Origin of the sequence: Brevibacillus aydinogluensis (assembly GCF_961514395.1) — a bacterium.
Taxonomy (GTDB): Bacteria; Bacillota; Bacilli; order Brevibacillales; family Brevibacillaceae; genus Brevibacillus; species Brevibacillus aydinogluensis.
In genome coordinates, this window is record NZ_OY569118.1 from 1,527,064 (window position 1) to 1,552,444 (window position 25,381).

A 25,381-nucleotide genomic window follows, 5' to 3' on the forward strand; every position below is an offset into this window, starting at 1 on the left:
GAGCTTCTTAGCATGTGCCAATTGAAGGAGGTGTAAGGAAGATGGCAGTACCTTTTCGGAGAACTTCCAAAACCCGTAAAAGAATGCGTCGTACGCACTTCAAATTAGAGATTCCTGGCATGATCAAATGCGATAACTGTGGCGAATACAAGCTTGCGCATCGCGTTTGCCCGAGCTGCGGACACTATAAAGGTGTAAAAGTAGCGAAGTAAGAAAAGGCAGGGTGAGAAATCACCTTGCTTTTTTCATGACGAAGTGTCCAGGAGGGAAGCGCTGCTTTCCATCCGCATGAGAGAGCCGAGCGTCGAATCGCTCATCATGCACATCGGTGGTCGGGGGACATCTGTCCCGATTTAGCCGACTGCGGCGATCTTTGCTTGTCATTCCGCCGCTTCTCCCTTATACTTGATTAGGACCTGGTATTAAAAACTACTCGCAAGTTATGCGATTGAATACGGATGCCGAGGGGGTGTTACCCATCGCCCGCTTGCCAAAAAAAGACCGCCAGACTCGTTTGGTGCAGACGCTTCAGGAAAATCCCTTCGCCACTGACGAGGATCTGGCAGAGTTGTTTCAAGTCAGCATACAAACAATACGGTTGGACCGTTTGGAGCTGGGCATCCCGGAACTGCGGGAGCGAATCAAGTCGGTGGCGGAAAGAAGCCTGGACCCGGTCAAATCACTGGGGATTGACGAAGTGATCGGGGAGATTGTCGACTTGCAGCTCGACGTTCAGGCCATCTCCGTGTTGGAAATCAAAGAAGAACACGTTTTTGCACGGACGCAAATCGCCCGTGGACACTACATATTCGCCCAGGCCAACTCGCTGGCGGTGGCGGTCATCGACGCCGACGTGGCGCTGACCGCTTCTGCCCGCATCCGCTTTATCCGTCCGGTACGGCTGGGGGAAAAGCTGGTGGCTAAGGCCGTTGTGCGCAGCCGAAACGGGGACGAATGCAAAGTGCGGGTGGAGACCAAGGTGCAGGGAGAACTGGTCTTTACCGCTACGTTCCGTGTCGTCGGCATGTCCGATGTCGCAAAGCGAAATGGATGAGAGCATTAAGGAGGAGTCACGGTTGCGAATTGCATTGGATGCGATGGGAGGCGACAACGCGCCGCGCAGCACGGTGCTGGGCGCTTTGCAGGCGGTCAGGGAGAATTCGTCACTTGAGATCGTGCTGGTCGGCGACGAGCAGGCGATCCGGCGCGAACTTCCGGGAGAGCTTCCTGCGGGATTGGAAATCCACCCGGCGTCGGAAGTCATTGAACCTGACGACGAACCAGTACGGGCTGTCCGGCGCAAAAAAGGGGCGTCGCTCGTGGTGGCCGTCGAACTGGCCCGGGAAGGAAAAGTGGACGCTGCCATTTCGGCGGGCAATACGGGAGCGTTGATGACGGCCGGCCTGTTGTACGCCGGACGTATGGAAGGAATCGAGCGGCCGGCGCTGGCGGCATTCATCCCCAATATCAAGGGGAGGGCAACGCTGACGCTTGACGTGGGAGCCAACATGGACGCCAAGCCCCATCATCTCTTCCAGTACGCCGTGATGGGCAGCCTGTACGCGGAAAAAGTGCTCGGCTTCGAACGACCGACGGTCGGTCTCTTGAACGTCGGAACAGAAGAGGGCAAAGGAAACGAACTGACCAAGGCCGTCTTTCCGTTGCTGGCGCGGACCGACCTGCACTTCGTCGGCAACGTGGAGGCGCGCGACGTGATGCAGGGAGCATGCGATGTGTTGGTTTGCGACGGCTTTGTCGGCAATGTGCTGTTGAAAGCGATGGAAGGTACCGCTTCTACCATCTTTTCCTTGCTCAAGCAGGAATTTACTTCCAGCCTGATTAATAAAGTAGGTGCGGCCATGTTGAAACCGAGCCTGGTCCGCTTCAAGCAGCGGATGGATTACGCCGAATACGGTGGCGCTCCGCTGCTGGGACTGCGCCGGCCTGTGATCAAGGCGCACGGATCGTCTGACGAGCGTGCGATCAAAAACGCGATAGCCAGTGCTGTCCGTTTTGTTGCTGAGGATGTGAACGGTTTTATCCAGGACGCACTACAGAAAAACCAATCGGGAGAAAGCGAGTGAAACCAATGAAGGAATTGCGCCCCGTAGGGATTTTGGCGACAGGTTCCTACACGCCGGAGAGAGTGCTGACCAATTTTGATCTGGAAAAAATGGTGGAAACGTCTGATGAGTGGATCGTCACTCGCACCGGGATTCGCGAGCGCCGCATCAGCGCACCGGATCAGGCGTCCTCCGATCTGGCGTACGAAGCAGCCAAAAATGCGCTGGCGAAAGCTGGGATCAGTCCGGAAGAGCTGGACATGATCATCGTAGCCACCGTTACACCCGACATGATGTTCCCGTCGACGGCCTGCATCCTGCAGGAGAAACTGGGCGCTTCCCGCGCAGCCGCGCTGGACGTTTCGGCGGCCTGCACCGGGTTCCTTTACGGGATCGCCACGGGCAGCCAGTTCATTGCCAACGGACTGTACCGCTACGTTCTCGTCGTCGGGGTGGAAACCCTGTCCAAAATCACAAACTACAAGGACCGCAACACCTGCGTTCTGTTTGGCGACGGTGCCGGTGCGGCCCTGCTCGGACCGGTGGGCGAGGGCTTCGGATTCCAGGCGTTTGAGCTGGGCGCTGACGGTTCCGGCGGACCGCTCCTGTGTATGCCTGCGGGCGGGTCGCGGATTCCGGCCTCCAGCGAATCGGTGGAAAAAAACCTGCACTACATCTCGATGACCGGCAGTGAAGTGTTCAAATTCGCCGTCCGCGTCATGAATTCGGCGACGGAAGCGGTGCTGGAGAAGTCGGGGACACCGAAAGAAGCGATCGACCTGCTGGTTCCCCACCAGGCCAACAAACGGATTATCGACGCAGCCATCCAGCGCTTCGGCTTGTCGGAGGACAAAGTGGCGATCAACCTGGACCGCTACGGCAACATGTCGTCCGCGTCCATTCCCGTCGCGCTGGACGAAGCGGTGGCAGAGGGGCGCCTGAAAGAAGGCGACAACGTCGTCCTCGTCGGCTTCGGCGGAGGACTGACATGGGGTGCAGCCCTGTTGAAGTGGTCCACCACACCGGCTTAAAGGAGGAAATCGTGCAATGAGCAAAGTGGCTTTTGTCTTCCCGGGACAGGGGTCCCAGTTCGTCGGAATGGGTCGGTCGCTTGCCGAACAGTCCGCAGCTGCCCGCGAAGTGTTTGAACGTGCAGACGAAGCGCTCGGCTTTTCGCTGTCGTCGCTCTGCTTTGAAGGACCGGAAGAAGAGCTGCGGCTGACGGTCAACACGCAGCCGGCAATCCTGACGACCAGCGTCGCGGTTCTGGCCGCGCTTCGCGAGCAACGACCGGACGTGGTGCCCGATTACGTGGCCGGACACAGCCTGGGCGAGTATTCGGCGCTGGTGGCCGCCGAGTCGATGGAATTCGCCGACGCAGTGAAAGTGGTCCGCGCCCGCGGTCAATTCATGGAGGAGGCTGTGCCAGCCGGTCAGGGAGCGATGGCAGCCGTGCTCGGCATGGACCGGCAGGCCCTGCAGGACGTCTGCGAAACGGTGACTGCATCAGGTCACCCCGTCCAGCCCGCCAATATGAACGGCCCCGGACAGATCGTGATCTCCGGTACGGCGGAGGGTGTGCGGCTGGCCGGTGAGCAGGCGAAAGCGGCCGGCGCCAAACGCGTTCTGCCGCTCAACGTCAGCGGCCCGTTCCACTCCAGTCTGATGCAGCCAGCGGCGGAGCGGCTTAAGGGCGTGCTGGCCAACATTGACGTGAAAGACGCTCGGGTGCCGGTGGTGGCAAACGTATCGGCCCGTCCGGAGACGGCAGCGGCGGCAATTGTCGACAACCTCGTGAAGCAGGTGGCCGCTCCGGTACTGTGGGAGGATTCCGTCCGCTGGATGGCGGAACAGGGCGTTACCACCTTTGTGGAGATCGGCCCGGGCAAAGTGCTGGCTGGCCTGATCAAAAAGATTGCGCCGACGGGGACGACGATCGTTTCCGTTCAGGATATGGAATCGTTACATGAACTGTTGAACGGAGGGGTATTATGCTAGCAGGCAAAACCGCGCTGGTCACCGGCGCTTCCCGCGGAATCGGCCGCGCGATTGCACTGCGGCTGGCGGAAGCGGGAGCCAACGTCGTGGTCAACTACGCCGGCAGTGAGGCGGCGGCTGCGGAAACAGTGGCCAAGGTAAAGGAACTGGGGCGCGAGGCGATCATGATTCGTGCCAACGTGGCCAATGCCGAAGAAGTAAACGAGATGTTCAAAGAGGCGCTGGAGCGCTTCGGTACGATTGACATTCTCGTCAACAACGCTGGCATCACGCGCGACAATCTGCTGATGCGGATGAAAGAGGAAGAGTGGGACGAGGTGATCTCCACCAACCTGAAAGGCGTCTTCAACTGCCTGAAAGCGGCCACCCGTCCCATGATGAAACAGCGTTCCGGCAAGATCATCAATATCACTTCTGTCGTCGGCGTGCTGGGCAATCCCGGCCAAGCCAACTACGTGGCAGCCAAGGCCGGCGTAATCGGATTGACGAAGACGGCCGCGCGTGAGCTGGCATCCCGCGGCATTACCGTAAACGCGGTCGCCCCCGGTTTTATCGACACGGACATGACTGCGAACCTGCCCGAGGACGTCAAGGCGTCCATGCTGGGCCAGATTCCGTTGGGCCGACTCGGCCAGGCGGACGACATCGCCGGGGTGGTTCTGTTCCTCGCCTCGGACGCGGCCAACTACATGACCGGCCAAACCCTGCACGTCGACGGCGGCATGTACATGTAAGGCGCACGCGTACAAGCAGCAAGAGCCTGACTCAACTGGTGTTTTGCAGGCTCATCCACTATAATACGGGGAGAGGGGGTGAAGCAAAATGGCAGACACGTTGGAACGTGTGAAGAAAATCATCGTCGATCGTCTGGGTGTAGAGGAATCCAAGGTAACTTTGGAAGCTTCTTTCAAAGATGACTTGGGTGCCGACTCCCTGGATGTAGTGGAACTCGTAATGGAACTGGAAGACGAGTTCGATATGGAAATCTCTGACGAAGACGCTGAAAAAATCACTACTGTTGGTGAGGTTGTAGCTTACATAGAATCTCACAAGTAGTCTGTTCAGTGGAAGTCCCGTGTCACGCGGGACTTCTCCCTTCACACACCCGGCTCGATTTTGCCGCAGAGCTTTCCAACCGTAACCAGGCGAAGAACAAGGAAGCGGAGAGCTGACTTACACATAGAGGTGATCGTAATGAAACGACGAGTGGTGATTACCGGTGTCGGCGTCATCTCCCCCGTGGGTAATGACGCGAAGACCTTCTGGAACAGCTTGCTGGAAGGAAAATCGGGAATCGGGCGCATCACGGCATTTGACGCCTCCGACTACCCTACGCAGATTGCGGGGGAAGTAAAGGATTTCAATCCCGAGGCGTACCTGGACAAGAGGGAAATCCGACGTACAGACCGATTCGTTCAGTTTGCGTTGGCTGCCACCAAAATGGCGATGGAAGACGCCAAGTTGGAGATTACGGCTGAGAATGCGGAACGCGTGGGTGTATACATCGGATCAGGTATCGGCGGTCTGACTACCTGGGAAGAGCAGCACCTGGTGCTGTTGGAAAAGGGACCGCGCCGTGTCAGCCCGTTTTTTATCCCGATGATGATCGCCAACATGGCATCCGGAGCCGTCTCCATCCAGTACGGAGCAAAAGGGCCGACGTCCAGCGCAATTACCGCGTGCGCGACGGGGACGAACGCAATCGGAGATGCCTTCCGGCTGATCCAGCACGGTCACGCCGACGCGATGATCACCGGCGGTGCGGAAGCGACGATCCGGCCGATGGCGTTTGCCGGTTTCTGTTCCGCCAAAGCGATGTCCACCCGCAACGACGAGCCGGAAAAGGCGAGCCGTCCGTTTGACATCGACCGCGACGGGTTCGTCATGGGCGAAGGAGCGGGCGTGCTCATTCTCGAAGAGCTGGAGCACGCGAAAAAGCGGGGAGCAACCATTTTGGCGGAAGTGATCGGCTACGGCATGAGTGCGGACGCCTACCACATCACCGCCCCGTCACCGGAGGGGCAGGCCCGCTGCATGAGAAACGCGCTGCGTGACGCCGGTATTGAACCGACGGATGTGGATTATATTAATGCACACGGCACCTCTACGGATCAAGGTGACATTTCCGAAACGCAGGCGATCAAGAGCGTGTTTGGCGACCATGCCTACAAGCTGGCGGTCAGCTCGACCAAGTCGATGACCGGTCACATGCTCGGGGCGACCGGAGGTGTGGAAGCGATTGCGTCGGCGTTGGCGCTGCGCGATCAGATTCTCCCGCCGACGATCAACCTGGAGAACCCCGATCCTGAGTGCGACCTCGACTACGTACCCAATCAAGCGCGCAAGGCGGACGTGAAGGTAGCCATGTCCAACTCGTTTGGGTTTGGCGGTCACAATGCCACGATCGTCTTGAAGCGGTTTGAGGCATAAATGGTTCCTGCCGGAAAGAAGCGCAGGAAGTCTTCAAGAATGGTGGTGAGCGTCATGAACTTCTCGGAGCTGCAAGAAACCATCGGTATTCGATTTCGCGACGAGAACGTATTGCGGCAAGCCTTCACCCATTCTTCCTATGTCAATGAGCAGCGCGGCAAGCGCATCCAGGACAACGAGCGGCTGGAGTTTCTCGGCGATGCCGTCCTGGAACTGACCGTTTCGCAATTTCTCTACAAGACCTTCCCCAAAATGAGCGAAGGAGAAATGACGAAACTGCGGGCAGCGATTGTCTGCGAGCCGTCATTGGTCAAATTTGCCGAACTGCTAAACTTTGGCGATCTCGTTCTGCTGGGAAAAGGGGAAGAACTGACAGGCGGCCGGCAGCGGCCCGCGCTACTGGCGGACGTGTTTGAGGCGTTTATTGGCGCGCTTTACCTTGATCAGGGACTGGACGCAGTCTTTCACTTCATGGAAAAGTACGTCTATCCGCGAGTGGACAAGGGCGAGTTTGCCCAGGTCACCGACTTCAAGAGTCAGCTTCAGGAGTTCGTCCAGCAGGATAACCTGGGGGAAATTCAGTACCGCATCGTGGAGGAAAAGGGGCCGGCGCACAACCGGGAGTTTGTGTCCGAAGTGCTCCTGAACAACCGTCCGCTCGGCATGGGCAGCGGGCGATCCAAAAAAGAGGCGGAACAGCAGGCGGCTGCCCGGGCGTTGATCAAACTGGGAGCGAAGTAGATCGCCCGCTGATTCGTGAGAAAACCCGTTCTCCCCATGAGGGAAAACGGGTTTTTTTGTTAGGCTTGCTTTTTGGTCATGCCGTACTTTTTTAGCTTGTAGTTGAGATGTTGGCGGGAAATTCCCAGCCGCTCCCCCGCCTTGGTGATGTTTCCGTTGGTTTCGCGCAGGGCCTGGCGGATCAGCTCCTGCTCCAGCCGAGCGACTTGTTGCTCCAGACTGCCGGAGAGGCGAATCGGCGCGGTAACTGCCTGCGGCGCATCCGGAAAAGCGTCAGGGAGCTGCCGGATGATCATCTCGCGAAACGCGTACGGCAGGTGTTCGAACCGGATCGGGCCGTCGTCGTACATGAGATTGAGGCAGCCCTCGATCACGTGCTCCAACTGGCGGACATTGCCCGGCCAGGCGAACGCCAGCAGGTGGCTGTAAACGTCCGGATCGATGCCGGTCACCTTCACGTCAAGCGCTCTGCCATGCTTGGCCAGAAACGCGTCGATCAGGGCCGGAATGTCCTCCCTTCGCTTGCGCAGCGGCGGGATGTACAGGTTGACCACGCTCAGACGGTAAAACAAATCTTCACGAAGCCGCCCATGCCGGATGGCCTCCAGCGGATCTTCATTGATCGTGGCGATAATCCGCACATCCACGTCCACGACCTTGGCCGATCCCAGCCTTTGACATTTTTTCTCCTGCAAGACGCGCAAAAGCTTTGCCTGCAGATTGGGGCTCATCGCATTCAGTTCGTCCAGCAGCAGCGTGCCGCCGTTGGCCTGCTCAAACAGGCCCGGCCTGTCCACCGCCCCCGTAAAACTGCCCGGAGCGGTCCCAAAGAGCAGACCTTCCAGCAAACCTTCCGGCAGGGCCGCGCAGTTTTGCGCGATAAACGGTGCCGATCGCCGCGGACTTTCGTTGTGAATGCTCTGTGCAAATAACTCCTTTCCCGTGCCCGTCTCGCCGATGATCAGCACGGAGGAAGAAGAGCGTGCCGCCCGTCTCGCCTGTTCTACAATGTGTCCCATCTCGCGGCTGACGTAGACGATGTCCGTGAAACGGAAACGCGTCTGGTTCTGCCTGGGGAGCGGCCGGGGGGAGGCGGGCTTCGTCTCGTCCGCCTTGCGGAGCTGTTGGATGGATTCGGCCAGCTGCTTTTGCTCCGTGATGTCCCGCAAGACCTGAATCGCGCCCCGTTTCTGCTCGCCCACAAACAGGGGAGTGGTGCGGGAGAGCGTGGTCACTGCCCGGCCGTTCGGGGTAAAGTGCGTCTCCCGATGGTGCAGCGTTTTGGACAGTTTCATCGCCACCAATAGCGGGTTGGACTGCTCGTCGAGCGCGGGCCACACGTCAAACATGCGCCTGCCCCTGACTGACGCCGGCTCGCGAAGGTCGATCTCCCCCATCTTCCGGTTGTAAAAGAGGACCCGCCCCTCCGTGTTGACCACACAGACCCCTTCCTCCAGTTCGTCCAGCACGGCGTCGTACAGGAGCTTGACTTCGTTCATGGCTTGCAGCTGGTATTTCAACTGCTGCTGCTGAGTCATGTTCTTAAGGATGATCACATATCGCGTCTGCTCCAGGTCGCGATAGAGCGGGACCACGTTGGCAATCAACTCCTGGGTGCCGATGCAGACGGAGATGCCGGTCGTTTCCTTGTCCGCCTTGAGATACCGGCCAAATGACCTGTCACCCAGCAATTCGCAGAGGGAGACACCGGCGAAATCCCCGGGGCCGAGCGAAAACAAGCGCATGGCCGAACGGTTGAGGTCCAGCACGCTGCCTTCCTCATCGACGATCACCATGCACTCAAAGCAGGCGTTCCACACGTCGTTGAGCGCAATCACAGTCATGGTGAAAAAAGCCCCCTCTGGCGCAAAATGTTTGTCGTTTTGCCGGAAACGCCGTTTCAAAACAGCAGCATTCCTGACTTCACTATAGCTTCACTATAGGATCGTTTATCCAAATATTCAATAGATTCAAAAATATTTTGCGCAAAATTTTTTTCGGCGCTCTTTTTTTGTCGCTTTACTCCCTTGCAAAAACGCCTAAATGCCGAAGGAGCAGCTGGCATGCAGATTGCTTCCCGTAACGTGTGACAGCCCCTGAAAGGAGGATCATGATGACACTGGATCTGCGTCCCATCAAGGCGGTGGACGTCCACTGCCACCCGTATCTGCAGCAGGCATCCCCGCTGTCGCCTGCAGAATTTGTTCGCAAGCTGTCCTTATCCGTTGTTCCCGGCATGTTCCAAACCGTGGAACGCGGCCACCCCAAGCAGCCCGTTCCCGGAACCAACATGTACACGCAGATCACCATTCAGCGCTTGGCAGCGTATTACGGCTGTGATCCGGTGCTGGAAGAGGTGGTGGCCTGTCGCAATCGGCTGGCGAGCGATCCGCGGGAGTATACCCGGGCCTTGTTCCGTGACGCCAACATCGCCGGACTGCTGCTGGATTTCGGCTATCCGCAGCCGCGCCTGTCCGAGGAGGCATACGCCGACATGACGGGCGTGCCGTATTGGGAAGTGTACCGCATCGAGCCGGTCATGGTCAGGCTGCGGGAGGAGTGCAGGGAGTTTGGTTCGTTTGCCGAGCGGTATCGGGCCGATCTGCGCGAGGCGTTGAAAGGGGAGCGCATTCTCGGTTTGAAAACGATCATCGCCTACCGCAGCGGTCTGGAGATCGGCCCGATGGACGAGCGGGCGGCAGCGGAGGAGTACGCGGCATTCTGCTCTGATCCGCGGGCGACCGTAAAGGCGTTGCGCGATTACTGTCTGCACGTCGCCCTGGAAGAATGTACGGCCGCCGACAAGGCGATGCATATCCATACCGGCGTGGGCGACGGCGAGGTCGTGCTGACCAAGGCGAACCCCGCCAGGCTTATGAATCTTCTGCGCGACAAGAAGTACATCGACACAAAGGTGCACCTTGTCCACGGCGGTTATCCGTGGGTGGAGGAGGCAGCCTTTATCGCCAGTGTACTGCCCCGTGTCTATCTGGACATTTCCCTGCAGAATCCGTTTATCGGCCACGGGGTGGAGCGGATTCTCTCGCACGTCTTTGAATTTGCGCCGTTTTCCAAGGTGATGTACGGTTCAGACGCGTTTACCCTGCCGGAGATGAATTGGCTGGGCGTGCACTTGTTCAAGGAGTGCTTCACGCGCGTGCTGGAAGGGTGGATTGCGCGTGACTACATGGATGCCGAAGTGGCCCTGCACATTGCCGAAGGGGTGCTGTACCGCAATTTTACCGAGGTGTACGAGATTGCCTGGTGAGGTGGGCTAGCATGATTGAGCAATTCGGTTACAAGCAGGAGTTGAAAAGAGCGCTCAGCTTTTGGGATCTGCTCGTGTACGGCTTGATCTTCATGGTGCCGATTGCGCCATTCGGCGTGTACGGCTACGTTGCCGATGCCTCGAAAGGGATGGTGGCGCTGGCATACCTGATCGGCATGGCCGGGATGATTTTTACGGCGTTGAGCTATGCGCGCATGTCTGAGGCGTTTCCCGTCGCTGGTTCGGTCTACGCGTACGCGCAGCGCGGCATCCACGAAACCGTGGGCTTCTTTTCCGGCTGGGCAATCCTGCTGGACTACATCCTCATCCCTTCCCTCTGTTACGTGGTGAGCGCCAACGCGCTGACTTCCCTGGTTCCGACGATTCCCGCCTGGGTCTGGATCGTGCTGTTTCTCGCCGTCAACACGGTCATCAACGTGCGCGGCGTGGAGTTCACGGCGAGAGCCAACAAGATCATGCTGATCATCCTGTTCGCCGTGCTGGTGTTGTTTTTAATCGCCGGCGTCACTGCGCTGCTGGGGAGCGGCGGTTTTACCGTCAAGCCGATCTATGACGCGGAACATTTTGACCTGAATCTGGTGATGAGTGCAGTCTCCATCGCAGTTCTCTCCTTTCTCGGGTTTGACGCGATATCCACGCTCTCCGAAGAGGTCAAAGGGGGCAGCAAGGCGGTCGGGCGGGCAAGCGTGACAGCACTCTTCACCGTCGGTTTTCTGTTTATCGCGCAGACCTGGGTGGCGAGCGATCTGGGGCGAGGCATGCAGTTTGACAGTCTCGATACGGCTTTCTACGAAATCGCCGGTGCCGCCGGAGGAGTGTGGCTGAAGACGGTGTCCATCCTCGCCACTGTTTTGTCGTGGGGCATCTCTGCGGCGCTGGTGGCGCAGGCGGCCATATCCCGCATTCTGTTTTCGATGGGGCGCGACCGCAAACTTCCCGCTGTTTTGGCCAAGGTCCATCCCCGGTACCAAACGCCCTACGTGAGCACCGTGCTCGTCGCGGTGGTGTCGCTGATCGTCAGTCTCGGCTTTCAAGACCACATGCCGCTGCTCACCAATCTGGTCAACTTCGGGGCGCTCACCAGTTTTGTGGTGCTCCATCTGTCCGTCATTGTCCATTTCACCATTCGCCAAAAATCCCGGCAGGTTGTCGCTCATTTGCTCTGTCCACTGATCGGTATGAGCGTAATCGCCTACGTGCTGACCTCCATGGATCCGCTGGCGATCAAGGCGGGAATCGCCTGGCTGGCGCTGGGGGCAGTGTACCTCTTCATCCGCAGCCGCGTGTTCAAGGACAAGTCAACGACGCTGGAATTGTAAGCCGTTTCGCATGCAGCACCTTACAGGAAAGGAGAGACGCATGATGTACACAGCAGACGATGTCATGAAGATTGTAAAGGAACAGGAGATTGAATTCATTCGCGTGGAGTTTCTGGACTACGCCGGGTTGATCCGAGGCAGAACGATTCGCCCGGACAATTTGCGGGATGCGATGGAGAGAGGCATCAACTTCAGCACGGCCATCATGAGTTTCGACAGCTTCGACGAGTACATTCCCAACCCGATGTACGGGGCCGGGGACGGTGATTTCTTCGCCGTTCCGGATCCAGCTACCTTTGTCATCCTGCCCTACCGCAGAAAAACCGCCCGCATGCTTTGCGACCTGGTGGACGAAAACGGCGACCCCTGGCCGGGCTGTCCCCGCCATGCGCTGAAGCGGCTGCTGAAGGAAGTGGAGTCGGTCATGGGCGGCAGGATGTACATGGCTTACGAGCAGGAGGCCTACCTGTTACGAGAGGAAAACGGCCGGCTCGTCCCCGCCGACGACAGCCACTGTTTTTCTCCTGACGGCGTCGATATCCAGGAGGATTTCGTGCAATCGTTCGTCCATGCGCTGGAGGCGATGGGCGTGAGGACTGAACAGATTTCCAGCGAATACGGACCGGGTCAACTGGAAGTCAACCTGCGCTACACGCATGCTTTACAGGCGACGGATGACCAGGTGACGTTCAAGCAGGTGTTCAAGCAGATCGCGCGCGACAAGGGACTGATCGGCACACTGATGCCCAAGCCGTTCGAGCACCTGGCCGGCAGTGGCCTGCACGTGCACATCAGCCTGTACAACGACGCGGGAGAGAACCTGTTCGCCGACAACACTGACCCGCGCGGACTGGATTTGTCGGAAAAGGCGTACCATTTTATCGGCGGCCTGCTCAAACACGGCCGCTCCCTGATCGCCATCGGAGCGCCGAGCATCAATTCGTACAAGCGGATGCGGCCGGGCACGTGGGCGCCGGCCCACATCTGCTACGGCGCAGGCAATCGCTCCGTCCTGGTGCGCATCCCGGAGAAGCGGCGTACTCGCCGGTTTGAATTCCGCGGGGGAGATGGCACCTGCAATCCATACCTGCTGTCAGCCTGTCTCGTGGCCGCCGGTCTCGACGGCATTCACAACCGCATTCATCCCGGCGAGCCGGCGAGCGATGACGTCAGCTGGCTCACTGAGGCGCAGATGCAGGAACGGGGGATTGCCCGCCTGCCGCGGACGCTGGAAGAGGCGGTGGACAGCCTGAGCCAGGACACCATATTGGCCCAGGCGATCGGCCGCGAGATCTGGGAAGAGTATATCAAGATAAAGCGTACGGAATGGGAGAAATACACCCGGCACGTAAGCGACTGGGAACGCCGGCTGTTTGCGCAGCGGTTTTGACCACAAAGGCATACAGGTGAACGAAACAGGGCTCTTCTTCGGCGGGATGCCGGAGAGGAGCTTCTTTGTTCTCGACAAACGGCCGTTCTGTGATAAACTATTACAGTTGCAGGCAAGCCTTAAAAACGCTGCCTGCTTCGCGATCGTCTTTTGGCCATTGACATGCTTCTGTTCCGCAGGCGGGACAAGCGGTGCCAGGGAAGACGGACGACAAGAACCATGCGCTAGGCGAAGACTGTTTTTTTCCGTCCGCCAAAAAACGGGCAGCATCGGGTTTGTCTATGTGCCTGGTGGGGAAAGGTCTTCGTTCGGCTGTTATTCTATGGTACACTAATCTCACATTGGGTTTTATGCAGATGACTTGCTCCTGTTTCCCAGCAGGGGCTTTCTTTCAGGGCCCCCGCCCGGCGGCGACACGGGCCCGCTCGGCAGGCGACAGCGCCGGACGCAGCGGGTGTGTGATCGCATGCGCCGGACGGGTTTTTAAGGAGGACCATCAGTATGTATTTGAAACGCCTGGAACTGGTTGGGTTCAAATCGTTTGCCGACCGGACCGAGTTGGAATTCGTGCCCGGAGTAACGGCTGTCGTCGGGCCGAACGGAAGCGGCAAGAGCAACGTCTCCGACTCGATCCGCTGGGTGCTTGGCGAACAGAGCGCCAAATCGCTGCGCGGGGCAAAGATGGAAGACATTATCTTTGCCGGAAGCGATACGCGCAAGCCGCTCAACTTCGCAGAAGTGACGTTGACGCTGGACAATACCGACCGTTCTCTCGACGTCGAATATACGGAAGTCTCTGTCACCCGCCGGGTCTACCGTTCCGGTGAGAGTGAATACTACATAAACAACCGGGCCTGCCGGCTCAAGGACATCATGGAGCTGTTTATGGACACGGGTCTCGGCAAAGAGGCCTACTCCATCATCGGACAGGGAAAAATCGAGGAGATCTTAAGCACCAAGGCAGAGGATCGCCGCGGCATTTTTGAGGAAGCGGCCGGCATCGTCAAGTACAAGACCCGCAAGCGGGAAGCGGAGAAGAAGCTGGACGAGACGGAACAAAACCTCGTGCGGATTCACGACATCGTCAGCGAAATCAACGAACAGATCGGTCCGCTGAAGGAACAGGCGGACACTGCGCGCAAATACAACGAACTGCGCCAGACGCTGATGGAACACGAGGTGGCGCTCTACGTCCAGCAGATCGAGGCGGCGCACGCCAAATGGGAGGAAGCAAGCCGCCGCGTGCAGGAGCTTCAAGAGCAGTTGGCCTTACAGACGACCCAGGCCTCGAAGCGGGAAGCCGACCTGGAGCAGGCCCGCTTTCACGTCAGCCAAATCGACCAATCCATCGAGGAATTGCAGCAAGTGCTGCTGTCCGTGAGCGAAGAGACGGAGAAAGTGGAAGGTCAGCGGGAAGTGCTCAAGGAACGGCTGCGCAATCTGGCCGCCAACCGGCAGCAGACGATGGAACAGATGCACCGCATCACGGAAAAGCGGCATGCCGTCGAGGCCGAGCTGGCGGAAGGAGAGCAGCTGGTCGAGGAAACCAAGCAGCGCATGGATGATGCCCAGGCGTCGCTGAAGGAGGCGGAAGATCAGTTTGCCGCCATGCTCCAGTCGCTCAGCGACGACGTCGAGCGATTGAAAGGAGACTACTTTGAAAAACTGAATGAGATGGCCAATCTGCGCAACGAAATCCGCCACCAGCAGCAGTTGAGCCAGACCAGCCAGGCCCGGGCGGAGCGGCTGGAGCTGGAAAAAGAGCGGCTCAATCAGGAAGAGGCGGCCCGCCAGACCAAGCTGGCCGAGCTGAACGTACAGCTTCAGGAGATTGACCTGTCGATTCAAGAGACACTGACGCGTTACAAGGAAACGATCGAGCAGATCCGCGAGGGACAAGCCCGTCTGGAGGCGTCCCGCCGGGAACTGCGTCAGTGGGAGCAGAAGCGGGAAGCGGCCAAATCGCGGCGCGACCTGCTGCGGGAGATGCAGGCGGAATTTGCCGGTTTCCAGCAAGGGGTCAAGGAAATCCTCAAGGCTCGCGAGCGCGGCTTCGCAGGGATTCACGGAGCCGTCGCCGAACTGGTCACGGTGCCGGAAGAGTACGAGACTGCCGTAGAGGTGGCGTTGGGCGGCGCCCTGCAGAACGTGGTCGTCGAGGACGAAGCGGCCGGCCGGGCGGCCATCGCCTACCTGAAACAGCACAATGCAGGACGGGCTACCTTCCTGCCGCTTGACGTGATTCGGCCGCGCAGCCTGCAGGCGGACGAAAAACGGCTGTTGAGCAGAACAGGACGGCGTGGTCGGCATCGCCAGCGAATTGGTCTCGTTTCAGGAGACGTACCGTCCCATTGTCGAATCCCTGTTGGGCAATGTGATTGTTACAGAAACATTGGAGCAGGCCAACCGCGTGGCGCGGGCGCTGAACTACCGCTGCCGCGTCGTCACGCTGGAAGGGGACATCGTCAACGCCGGCGGTTCCATGACCGGGGGCGCGCTGAAAAAGAATACGACCAATCTGCTGGGCCGCAGCCGTCAGGCGGAAGAGCTGGAGGCGCAGATGGCCGAGATCGAAGAGGCCATTGCCGGGCATACTACGCGTATGGAACAACTGGCCGAAGAACTCAAGCGGATCGAGCAGGAGCAGGAGCGGCTTCGCACACAGGGTGAATCGCTGCGGCTGAAGGAACAGGAAGTAAAGGGGCTGCTGCAGCAAACGGAAGCGGAAGGCCGCTCGCTGGCGGAACGGGCCATGCTCGTCGACCAGGACGTGGCCAGCTACCGCCGCGAGATGGAGGAAGCGGGACGGAAACTGGCAGAACTGGAGGCGGCCTTGGCCGTCATGGAAAAAGAAGAAAAGCAGCTGTCCGAACAGATTACCGCAGCCGAAGCAAAGCGGCAGGAACAGCTCGAATCCAAGGAAGAGATGAATCAGAAGATCACCAGCCTGAAGGTGCTGAACGCTCAGGTGAAGCAGGAACACCAGTCCCGCGTGGAGCACTTGGAGCGGCTCGCGGAACAGCGCGCGTCGCTTCTGCGGGAGTGGGAGGAATTGAACCAAACGCTGGCTTCGCTGGACGAGCTGGAGCGGACCAACGAGTCCTCCAGCGGCGAACTGGAGCAAAAGATCACCGAACTGCGGCAGGACAAGGAGCGCGTCGCAGGGCTGATCCAGGAGCGGCGCAGCGAGAGAGCCACCCTCTACCATCAGCAGGAGCAGGTGGAGCAAGAGGTCAGGGAAATCCGCAAGCAGGTGAAGGCGCTCGAGGAAGGACTGCATCAGGAAGAGGTGAAGGCCAACCGCTTCGAAGTGGAACTGGATCATCTCCTGAACAAACTCTCCGAAGAATACGAAATCAGCTACGACCTGGCCAGACAAAAGTACCCGCCCCGCGGCGACATGGCGGAGGAGCACCAGATTGTCAACCGCCTGAAAAAAGAGATTGCCGCGCTGGGGACGGTCAACCTGGGCGCCATCGAAGAGTACGAGCGGCTCAGTGAGCGCCATCAGTTCCTGAGCGCGCAGGAGGCCGATCTGAACGAGGCCAAGACGATGCTCTATCAAGTGATCGAAGAGATGGACACCGAGATGTCCCGCCGTTTCAAAGAGACGTTTGACGCCATCCGGGAACAGTTCCGTGATGTGTTTGTACAGCTGTTCGGCGGAGGCCGCGCCGACCTGATGCTGTCCAATCCGGACAATCTGCTGGAGACAGGGATTGACATTGTCGCACAGCCGCCCGGCAAAAAGCTGCAAAACCTGGCGCTTCTGTCCGGCGGTGAACGGGCGCTGACCGCGATGGCTCTCCTGTTTGCCATTCTTCGGGTCAAGCCGGTGCCGTTTTGCGTGCTGGACGAGGTGGAGGCGGCGCTGGACGAAGCCAACGTCAACCGGTTTGCCGAGTACATGCACCAGTTCAGCAGCCAGACGCAGTTCATCTGCGTCACCCACCGCAAGGGGACGATGGAGAGCGCCGATGTGCTGTACGGGGTGACGATGCAGGAAGGCGGCGTGTCCAAAATCGTCTCGGTCAAGCTGGAAGATACCAAAACATTTATCGAATCCGCTTCGTAAAGGGAGATGACCATGAGTTTTTTCAAACGCCTGCGTGACGCCATCGTGCAAAAGTCGGAGGCAGTTACGCAAAAATTTACCGAAGGCCTGGCCAAAACCAGGGACCTGCTGGTGGAAAAGGTGGAAGACCTGGTTCGCCGGTACAAGAAAATCGACGACGATTTCTTTGACGAGCTGGAAGAGATCCTGATCACGGCCGATGTCGGCGTCAACACCGTGATGGAGCTGATTGACGAACTGCGCGACGAGGTGCGCAAGCAAAAAATCGAGAACGCCATGGATCTGCAGCCGATTCTGTCGGAAAAGCTGGTCGCCCTGCTGAAAAACGACCAGGGCCAGGATGCCGGCCTGAACGTGCAGGACGGGCGGCTGAACGTCATCCTGTTCGTCGGCGTCAACGGCGTGGGCAAGACGACCACGATCGGCAAGATGGCGCACATGTTCAAACAGCAGGGGAAAAAGGTGCTGCTGGCGGCAGGGGACACGTTCCGGGCGGCTGCGATCGAACAACTTGAGGTGTGGGGCGAACGCGTCGGCGTGGATGTGATCAAGCACCAGCAGGGAGCAGACCCCGCAGCGGTCATCTACGACGCCGTACAGGCGGCCAAATCGCGCGGCGTGGACGTGCTTTTGTGCGATACCGCGGGACGCCTGCAAAACAAGGTGAACCTGATGGAAGAGCTGAGCAAGGTGCACCGCGTCGTGCAGCGGGAACTGCCGGGCGCTCCGCATGAAGTGCTGCTCGTGCTGGACGCGACGACGGGGCAAAACGCGCTCTCCCAGGCCAAGACGTTCGGCCAGGCGGCCGGTGTGACGGGCATTGTGTTGACCAAGCTGGACGGGACGGCCAAAGGCGGGATTGTCATCGCCATCCGCAACGAGCTGAACATCCCCGTCAAATACGTCGGCCTCGGGGAAAAGGTGGACGACCTGCAGCCGTTTGACCCTGAGCAGTTTGTGCACGCGCTGTTTGCCGGGTTGATCGCGCAGGAGACTGCGGCGGAAGAGCAGCAGTAACAAGGTGCAGATAGGGACAGGAAACCTGTATTGCTTTCACGGCGATACAGGTTTTTTTCGTATGGGATGAACCGGAAGTGCCCCCATCCGTTTGTATGCCTGTCACCCTCGTAGGAAATACTCCCTATTTAGGGTGCACGAAAAGGCGGTGTGTCACATGAACATTCTTCGAAGGCTGTTCCCTGCCATGTTTTCGGCGTTTCATGCCAAAGACGAACCTGCACACGGGGACGAACAGCCCCCGACCGATTCGTCCCTGACGGTTGAAGAGCTGCAGAAACGGTTCTGTCACGTTCATGATGCCTGTGTGAAAGATTTGCAGGTAAATGCCCAGACAGTCACGCTGTTTTATATTCGCTCCCTGATCGATGCGGACCAGTTGCGAGAGGGGATTCTGCTCCCGTTGGTACACGGGGATTACAACTGCGCTAGCCGCGCCATCATTTCCGATCAGGTCAAGCCGGTTCCCAATCTGGAAAAGGCGATTGAACAAGCCCTGCAGGGCGCCGTTATCGTGTTTGGCGAAGGACGGGTATTTGCCGTGCATATTCCCAGCACCATCAGCCGTTCCATTGAAAGCTCGGAGCAGGAAGCCATCGTCTACGGACCAAAGGACAGCCTGAGCGAGCAGTTGGATCACAATCTGACCATGATCCGCAGGCGTTTGCCCGTGCCGGAACTGAAGTACTGTTTGTTTACCCTGGGAACGTTGAGCAAAACAAACGTCGCGCTGCTATACATCGAGGGAATTGCCAATCCGGAAAACATCCGGCTCGCATTTGAAAAGACATCCAACATTGATTTCGATGTATTTTTTGATTCGTCGCATGTCAGTGCGTTTTTGGAGGATCACATGGGCAGCGTTTTTCCGCAGTTTCAGCAGACGGACAGACCGGACGCGGTAGCCGCCGCACTGGCCAGCGGAAAAATTGTCTGGCTGGTCGCCAATACGCCGTTCGCGCTGATTGCCCCCGTTACGTTTTTTGATCTGTTTCAGTCTCCCGAAGATTACATCCACCGCTGGATGGTCAGCAGCTTCTTGCGGTCCCTTCGCTTCTTTGCCTTTTTGTTTGCCATCGTCCTGACACCGGTGTATGTGGCGCTGACCACGCACCATTACTATTCGATGCCGCTGGAATTGCTGTACCTGCTTATGGAGTCGAGGAGCGAGATTCCCTTTACTCCGATTTGGGAGGCCATGTTCATGCTGCTCACCCTCGAGATTCTGAAGGAGGCCAGCTTGCGGATGCCCACCAAGTCCGGCCAGACGCTCGGGATTGTCGGGGGAATTGTCGTCGGTCAGGCTGCCGTCGAAGCGAATGTCGCGAGCAATATTTTGATCATCCACATTGCCGTCTCCGCCATCGCGTCGTTTCTGGTGCCGAATTACCTGATGACGAATTCCAGCAAATTGATCCAGTTCGCCCTGCTGATCCTTGCCGCCTGGCTGGGGATGTGGGGAATCATTTTCGGAATGGTGTTGGTGCTTATCCATTTAACCGGGCTCACGTCCTTGAAGCAGCCGTATTTTGCTCCCCTTACCCCAATGTATTGGCGAGATTGGAAGGATACGATCGTTCGGCTGCCGTTGAAGTTGATGAAACAGCGGCCTGAGCACCTGCGACCGGTGGCGAAATCGAGAATGAAAAAGGAGATCCGATGAAGAGCAGTTCGTTGTTTGACCATGACAAGCCGCTTCAGCCATGGATGTGGGCTGTTTTGGTGAACAGGATGCAAGTCGGCTACTTCATGCTGATCCTGCCGAACGTGCTGGTTCAACCGTATATGGTCTGGATCATTTTGCTTGCAGGATGTTTGGCTCTTCTCAACATGTGGGTAATCGGAAAGGGCCTGGAAGTCAGTTACCAGCAGCATGAAACGGAAGGATGGCAGCCGTTTATGGGGAGCGTGTGGATGCGCTTGTTGATGGTCCCCTGCCTGGTCATCATGCTGTTGAAATTGATAATTGTCGTGATAGGGTATGTAAGCATCGTGCACCAGATCCTGTTTCCCTCCGTCAATACCGGGACATTCGTCGTCTTGATGATGTTCGCCGGATATTATTTGGCGAAACACGGGATGTTGACGGTGCTTCGTTTTGGCGTGATCGCCTTTCTGATGTCCGCCTGGATTCTCGTCCTGTACGGGTATTATTTGTTGCCCCAGGAAGCGAACTATACCCATCTGTATCCGATCATCCCGCTGCAGTGGCCCTCCCACTGGTTCGAATCTCTGCTGTTCGTATGGGCGGCGTTAGCCGGGCCGGAATATTTCGTTGTGTTGGGGCCGTGGACGGGGGGAAGCGGCTGACCAAATACATCCTGACAGGGAACGTTGCGTCACTCTTCGAATACGTGTATTTCTTTTTCGTTTCGCTGCTGTTTTTCGGTTCTTCCTATCTGAAATCCATTGATATTGCGCTGGTTCAACTGGTGCGTTACATCCAACTTCCTTTTTTTGAACGCGTTGATATGATCGTGGTGCCTGCATACATGGCCCCCATTGTCCTGGTGATCGCGCTGCTGATGCTTTACGTATACGGAGCCCTTCGCATTCTGCTGAAGCAAATCCACAAGCCGCCGCATGCAAGAGGGTTTTTCATGGTGTCATTGGCGGTGGTGGGGTATCTGCTGATTGTCGATCACTGGCTGTGGACATCGGAAACCCAAAGACGCATGTGGGAACAACTGCAGATGGTTGTCGGCGGTGCATCCTTTGCATTGACTCCCGCCCTGTTTCTTGTGCTGCATGCCGTGCAATCAAGGAGGCGAAAAAGTGAAAAAGCGCAGTAACAGCCTGATATTCGTCACGATGCTGCTGATGCTGTCCGGCTGCGGCTCATGGTCGGTGAAAAACAACATCATTGAGGAAATCTCGCCGACAATCCTGCTGTATGTCGGCCGGGGAGCGGACAAACACCTGGAGCAGGCAACCTTGATCCCGCCTCTGGTCGAGGAAAAGAAACGGGTGATCACGGCAAACGTCAGGCTGATGAAGGAAGGACGAATCCAACTGAACCAGAAGTACTACCGCGAGATGAAAAGCGGGCAGCTGCGCATGCTCTTTATTTCCAAAAGTCTCGCCCGGGAAGACATCCTGCCCATTGTCAACACCATGATGATTGATCCCGAAATCTCCGACCGCCTGTATCTGATCGTCGTGGAAGGAGATTTTCTCGCGTACTTGAACAAGCAGGTAGTAAAACAGCAGGAAATGATCGAATTTTATCTGTACAAGATGCTGGCTCACTATGAGCAGCAGGGGGAAATCACGGTGACCAATCTGCACCGTTTTATGGAAGCGTATTTTTCCCCTTATGCAGATCCGAAGATACCGCTGTTCACCACGAACGGAACCGATTTGATCTATAAAGGAACGGCGCTGTTTCACGACGGCAAAATGGTGGGCGAAATCACGACACTTGACGATCCCCTGTTCCAAATTCTCAACCGACCGACGCGATTTCAAAAGTTGCTGTCCCTGCCGGAACAAAGAGTTACGCTGGGGTCGCTGCACACGGAAACAAAGGTGACGGTACAACCTACAGGCGATGTGAAGATTTACATCGAAGGAACCGGAAGGGTGGAAGAATACCAGGGCGAGCGGGACCTGAACCAACCGGAAGCAGCGCAGCAGTTGACGAGGGAGTTGGAAGCGGTTCTGGAACAGAAGGCCGCCCTTCTTGTAAAAAAGCTGCAGCAGTTGAGGATTGACCCGCTGCGGATCGGAGAACGCACCCTGGGCCCCTTTTCTCAGCCGTACACAGAGGAAACATGGAAAGCAGCGTGGCCCACCATGCGAGTCCATGTGGACGTGCATTTGCAGCTGGAAAGTCTGGGATTGCTGAAGATGAAAAAATGACGAAGCCCTTGCATGGCCCGTCGGGAGCAGCAAGGGCTTCTTATCTGTCAATTGCGGCTGCGAATCTCCTGCCGCATGAACAACACGTAGGACGCGGCAAAACACACGGCGGCAGCCGCAAGCAGTCCCGTCACCTGCGGCCAGACCAGCAGCAGGCTTTGCCCAAACGGCAGCGGACTGGGAATCGCGCCGTATATCTGTTCCATCGTCAGCGGCCCCAGGCTGCGGACGGATGGCGTCAGCATCGTCGTGGTGGCCTCGCTGAACAACTGGCTCGGCGACAAGCGGGAGAGGTATAAAATGAACTGCTGATGGGACAGCACGTTCTCCGGCGTCTGCACAGCCGGTGCCGTGGCACTGGCCGTCAGGTTGACCAGCAGCGGAAAAAAGACGCTGAAGAACAGCCAGACGGCAATGCCGGCCAGCGCGGACGTGGCCGCCTGGCGAAAGCGGGTGGAAAACAGGATGCTCACGCTCAGCCAAAAGGCCACGTACAGCACGCTCAGCGCCAGGAAAAAGACCATGCGGGCCAATTCCTCCGGTGTAGGCGGAATGCCGATGGCGATCAGTCCCAGCCCCATGACGAGGAATCCCAGAGCAAACAGCAGGACGGTGATGACGATGAGCGCTGCGACAAATTTGGCGTTGATGACGGTGTCACGGTGCAGCGGTTGGGACAACAGCCGGCTCAGCGTGCCCTTGTTTCGCTCCGAACTGATCGCGTCAAAGCCCATCCCGATCCCCAGCAGCGGGCCGAGAAAGCTGACAAAGGTAATAAACGGCGGCAGCGTGCCGTCTGAGATCGTAAACAGCTTCAAGAACAGAAAGGATGATCCGCCGTCCTGTTTGGGCACCGCCTCCCGGATCGTCGACAGGGCGGTGTACAGCGATCCGATGCAGGTCAGGACCAGGATCGACACCAGGATAACAAAACGCCAGCTGCGCAGGTGGTCGGCCATTTCCTTTTGCACCATCACCCAAAACGGGTGGAGAGATTCCGCGCGGGGACGAACAAACCGGTCAAACACGGACATCCCCCCTTCAAAATAGCGGTGATAGATCTCGTCCAGCCCGTACGCTTTTGTGTTCAGGCGGTGCAGAGAAGCTCCGGATTGGACAGCCAGCCGGGCGATCTCGGGAGCAGCGTCGGTCCGGCAGGAGAGGAGCAGACTCCCGTCATCCCTGCGTTCGACGCGGCTCACCGGTTCCAGACTGACCAACCGATCGACCAGTTCGTCGCTGACCGGCCGCACATCGACTTCGATCAAGATCGGCTCATCGGCAAACAGTTGGGCTGACAGCTGGGCCAGGGTGCCTTCCGCCAGCAGTCTGCCCGCCACGAACAGCCCGACGCGGTCGCAGATTTGCTGCACCTGGTGCAGATGGTGGGAGGAGAGCAGGACGGTAATTCCCTCGTCTCTGCTCAGCCGCTGGATCAACTGGAGAAAGTCGCGGACGCCCTCCGGGTCAAGCCCCAGCGTCGGCTCGTCGAGGATGATCACTTCGGGCTGTTTCATCAAGACGTCGGCCAGCCCCAGCCGCTGCCGCATCCCCCGGGAAAACGTTCCCGCCCGTTTGTGGCCGTGTTCGCTCAAGCCGACGCGCTCCAGCAGCCGGATCGCCCGTTCTCTTCCCGTCTCATCGGGTATGCCGTTCAGCCGCGCCGTGAAGAGCAGGTTTTCCAGCCCGCTCATGTCGTCGTAGAAGCCCACGTCGTCCGGCAGGTACCCCACTTTTCGCTTGACGGCCAGCGGATCGCGCGTCGGGTCGTGGCCGGCCACCCGGACGATGCCCGACGTGGGTTCCGTCAATCCCAGCATCATCAGGATCGTCGTCGATTTTCCCGCGCCGTTTGGCCCCAGCAGGCCGAAGATTTCGCCGCGGCGGATGGTCAGGGTCAAGTTGTCCACCGCTTTGAAACTGCCGTACTCTTTCGTCAGGGCAGACAGCGTAATGACGTCTTCCGTCATGTGTTACCGCCTCCCGTAGGTGCGGAACAGGTAGACGACACCACCCGCGACGGCGAGAATGACCAAAACGCCCAACCATCCCCACAGCACCGAGGTTTCGACAGCGACGCGAAACTCCGCATCCGCAGCGGCCTCCGGCGCGGTGGCGCTGACATCGACGACGTAGTCACCGGCGATTGCCTTGCTGTCTGCCTTGATCGTGGCGGTCACGTCCGCCTTTTGTCCCGCTGCCAGTTTGTCGATTCGCTTCGGTTCAAAGGTCACCTCCCAGTTGACGGGCGTGCTCGCGGAGAGTTCCACGTTGCGCAGATCGGCCGTCCCGGTGTTGCTCACCTGCAGCTGGAGCGTCCGCGTGCCGCCGGCGGTCACGTCTGTGCTCAGCAAGCCGGTCGGAGTGCCGACCTCCAGGCCATATGTGCCGGTAATCACTGCTTCCAGCTCCATCTGGGCAAAAGTGGAGGAGGTGGCCGCCTTCACCGGAAATTTGTACGATCCCGATTTCACTTTTTTCGGCGGACGGATTTCGACGACGATGTCCTTTGAGCCGTTCGCGTCCACCTGCACGGACGTGACTGCTTTTCCGTCCGCCTTAAACTGCACGTCCCATCCTTCCGGTGCTTGCGCGGTCAGGGAGTAGAGCTGCTTTTGCGCAGTCCGGTTGCGCAGGGTGGCGCTGTATTGAAATTGCGAGTCGGCGGGTCCCTCCATGTTTGGCTGCTCGCTTATCAGTTCCGTCTTGAACGAGCCCTGCTGCGAGACGTTGACGGTGAGCGGCAGGACCGCTTTCCCTTTGGCGCTCAGCTCGAAGCGATAGGTCCCCTTGTTCACGTCGAGCGGGACGTCCACCTGCAGGGTGACGGAGCGGGAATCATTGGGCTTGACGGAGATCGTCTGTACGCTCCACCCGTCGGCGGTGATTTCCGCTTCCCACTTGGCCGGCAGGTGTTCCACCTCAAGCTCCGCGCTTTCGATGGCGCTTCCGTTGTTGATCACATCGATGCTGTACTGGATTGACTCACCCGGCGTCACCGTGATGGCAGGATACGGCGTGTACAGGCTCAACGATCCTGCGGCGTCGGCCCGGGCAGAGGCAGCGGCGGCGAGGCCGAGGGCAAGTGCCAGTGCCAGCGCCCACTGCCGGTTCCACTTGCATTTCATGATGACAATTCCCCCTTTTACCGTCGATAGTTGCTTTCACCCCGTATACGCGGAAACATGTGCACGCGGA

The 25,381-nt window shown here is 58.2% G+C and carries 20 protein-coding genes and 2 pseudogenes; 18 read left to right on the forward strand and 4 right to left on the reverse strand.

The window, feature by feature from the left end; translation table 11 throughout:
• Positions 1 to 41: 41 nt before the first annotated feature.
• The 9 genes from rpmF (at position 42) to rnc (ending at position 7,232) form a co-directional block, all read left to right on the forward strand.
• Positions 42 to 212 carry a 50S ribosomal protein L32 gene (gene rpmF, locus Q7F15_RS07520; RefSeq protein ID WP_171566938.1) on the forward strand — a complete coding sequence of 57 codons (171 nt, stop codon included), beginning with the start codon at positions 42 to 44 and terminating at the stop codon, positions 210 to 212.
• Positions 213 to 469: 257 nt separating this feature from the next.
• Positions 470 to 1,054: a transcription factor FapR gene (gene fapR, locus Q7F15_RS07525; protein ID WP_171566939.1), complete on the forward strand. Its 585-nt coding sequence runs from the start codon at positions 470 to 472 to the stop codon at positions 1,052 to 1,054.
• A 22-nt stretch (positions 1,055 to 1,076) separates the two neighbouring features.
• On the forward strand, positions 1,077 to 2,084 hold the full coding sequence (gene plsX / locus Q7F15_RS07530; RefSeq protein WP_171566940.1) for a phosphate acyltransferase PlsX: 1,008 nt from the start codon (positions 1,077 to 1,079) through the stop codon (positions 2,082 to 2,084).
• A gap of 5 nt (positions 2,085 to 2,089) precedes the next feature.
• Complete coding sequence (locus tag Q7F15_RS07535; protein WP_171567013.1) at positions 2,090 to 3,094, forward strand: beta-ketoacyl-ACP synthase III; 1,005 nt, start codon at positions 2,090 to 2,092, stop codon at positions 3,092 to 3,094.
• Between the two features lie 16 nt (positions 3,095 to 3,110).
• Positions 3,111 to 4,061 (forward strand): ACP S-malonyltransferase, encoded by a 951-nt coding sequence (gene fabD / locus Q7F15_RS07540; RefSeq protein ID WP_304415331.1) that lies wholly within the window; start codon positions 3,111 to 3,113, stop codon positions 4,059 to 4,061.
• Positions 4,055 to 4,795, forward strand: coding sequence for a 3-oxoacyl-[acyl-carrier-protein] reductase (gene fabG / locus Q7F15_RS07545; RefSeq protein ID WP_171566942.1), 741 nt, complete (start codon positions 4,055 to 4,057; stop codon positions 4,793 to 4,795). The genes fabD and fabG overlap by 7 nt, the downstream gene beginning before the upstream one ends.
• An 88-nt stretch (positions 4,796 to 4,883) precedes the next feature.
• A complete protein-coding gene (locus Q7F15_RS07550; RefSeq protein ID WP_171566943.1) occupies positions 4,884 to 5,117 on the forward strand; it encodes an acyl carrier protein in 234 nt (77 codons plus the stop codon).
• Between the two features lie 138 nt (positions 5,118 to 5,255).
• A complete protein-coding gene (gene fabF / locus Q7F15_RS07555; RefSeq protein WP_171566944.1) occupies positions 5,256 to 6,491 on the forward strand; it encodes a beta-ketoacyl-ACP synthase II in 1,236 nt (411 codons plus the stop codon).
• A gap of 39 nt (positions 6,492 to 6,530) precedes the next feature.
• The gene (gene rnc / locus Q7F15_RS07560) at positions 6,531 to 7,232 is read left to right on the forward strand and encodes a ribonuclease III (RefSeq protein ID WP_171566945.1); all 702 of its coding nucleotides are present in this window, start codon (positions 6,531 to 6,533) and stop codon (positions 7,230 to 7,232) included.
• Positions 7,233 to 7,291: 59 nt separating this feature from the next.
• Here the strand turns inward: rnc and Q7F15_RS07565 are convergent, their stop codons facing one another.
• On the reverse strand, positions 7,292 to 9,076 hold the full coding sequence (locus tag Q7F15_RS07565) for a sigma 54-interacting transcriptional regulator (RefSeq protein ID WP_212131909.1): 1,785 nt from the start codon (positions 9,074 to 9,076) through the stop codon (positions 7,292 to 7,294).
• A 269-nt stretch (positions 9,077 to 9,345) separates the two neighbouring features.
• Between Q7F15_RS07565 and Q7F15_RS07570 the strand changes: the two genes are divergently transcribed.
• The 9 genes and pseudogenes from Q7F15_RS07570 to Q7F15_RS07610 all read left to right on the forward strand — a co-directional run bounded on the left by Q7F15_RS07570 (position 9,346) and on the right by Q7F15_RS07610 (position 22,183).
• Positions 9,346 to 10,500: an amidohydrolase family protein gene (locus Q7F15_RS07570; RefSeq protein ID WP_304415332.1), complete on the forward strand. Its 1,155-nt coding sequence runs from the start codon at positions 9,346 to 9,348 to the stop codon at positions 10,498 to 10,500.
• A gap of 11 nt (positions 10,501 to 10,511) precedes the next feature.
• The gene (locus Q7F15_RS07575; protein WP_171566948.1) at positions 10,512 to 11,840 is read left to right on the forward strand and encodes an APC family permease; all 1,329 of its coding nucleotides are present in this window, start codon (positions 10,512 to 10,514) and stop codon (positions 11,838 to 11,840) included.
• A 40-nt stretch (positions 11,841 to 11,880) separates the two neighbouring features.
• Positions 11,881 to 13,230, forward strand: a complete 1,350-nt coding sequence (locus tag Q7F15_RS07580; protein WP_230077096.1) for a glutamine synthetase family protein — start codon at positions 11,881 to 11,883, stop codon at positions 13,228 to 13,230.
• Positions 13,231 to 13,731: 501 nt separating this feature from the next.
• Positions 13,732 to 17,305, forward strand: a pseudogene (gene smc / locus Q7F15_RS07585) (chromosome segregation protein SMC).
• Positions 17,306 to 17,317: 12 nt separating this feature from the next.
• The gene (gene ftsY, locus Q7F15_RS07590; protein WP_171566950.1) at positions 17,318 to 18,322 is read left to right on the forward strand and encodes a signal recognition particle-docking protein FtsY; all 1,005 of its coding nucleotides are present in this window, start codon (positions 17,318 to 17,320) and stop codon (positions 18,320 to 18,322) included.
• A gap of 157 nt (positions 18,323 to 18,479) precedes the next feature.
• Positions 18,480 to 19,985, forward strand: a complete 1,506-nt coding sequence (locus Q7F15_RS07595) for a spore germination protein (RefSeq protein WP_249178838.1) — start codon at positions 18,480 to 18,482, stop codon at positions 19,983 to 19,985.
• Positions 19,982 to 20,632 carry a GerAB/ArcD/ProY family transporter gene (locus tag Q7F15_RS07600; protein ID WP_304415333.1) on the forward strand — a complete coding sequence of 217 codons (651 nt, stop codon included), beginning with the start codon at positions 19,982 to 19,984 and terminating at the stop codon, positions 20,630 to 20,632. Before Q7F15_RS07595 ends, Q7F15_RS07600 begins: the two co-directional genes overlap by 4 nt.
• A complete protein-coding gene (locus tag Q7F15_RS07605) occupies positions 20,611 to 21,114 on the forward strand; it encodes a GerAB/ArcD/ProY family transporter (RefSeq protein ID WP_304415334.1) in 504 nt (167 codons plus the stop codon). The genes Q7F15_RS07600 and Q7F15_RS07605 overlap by 22 nt, the downstream gene beginning before the upstream one ends.
• Positions 21,098 to 22,183, forward strand: coding sequence for a Ger(x)C family spore germination protein (locus Q7F15_RS07610; RefSeq protein ID WP_212131912.1), 1,086 nt, complete (start codon positions 21,098 to 21,100; stop codon positions 22,181 to 22,183). The genes Q7F15_RS07605 and Q7F15_RS07610 overlap by 17 nt, the downstream gene beginning before the upstream one ends.
• Positions 22,184 to 22,230: 47 nt before the next feature.
• Here Q7F15_RS07610 and Q7F15_RS07615 read toward each other — a convergent pair whose 3' ends face one another.
• From Q7F15_RS07615 to Q7F15_RS07625, 3 genes and pseudogenes are all read right to left on the reverse strand, one after another.
• Entirely contained in the window at positions 22,231 to 23,217 is a 987-nt protein-coding gene (locus Q7F15_RS07615; protein WP_171566953.1) for an ABC transporter permease, read from the reverse strand.
• A gap of 3 nt (positions 23,218 to 23,220) precedes the next feature.
• Positions 23,221 to 24,153: pseudogene (locus tag Q7F15_RS07620) on the reverse strand (ABC transporter ATP-binding protein); the annotation flags it as partial.
• 3 nt (positions 24,154 to 24,156) lie between these two features.
• The gene (locus tag Q7F15_RS07625; protein ID WP_212131914.1) at positions 24,157 to 25,311 is read right to left on the reverse strand and encodes a COG1470 family protein; all 1,155 of its coding nucleotides are present in this window, start codon (positions 25,309 to 25,311) and stop codon (positions 24,157 to 24,159) included.
• Positions 25,312 to 25,381: the final 70 nt, after the last annotated feature.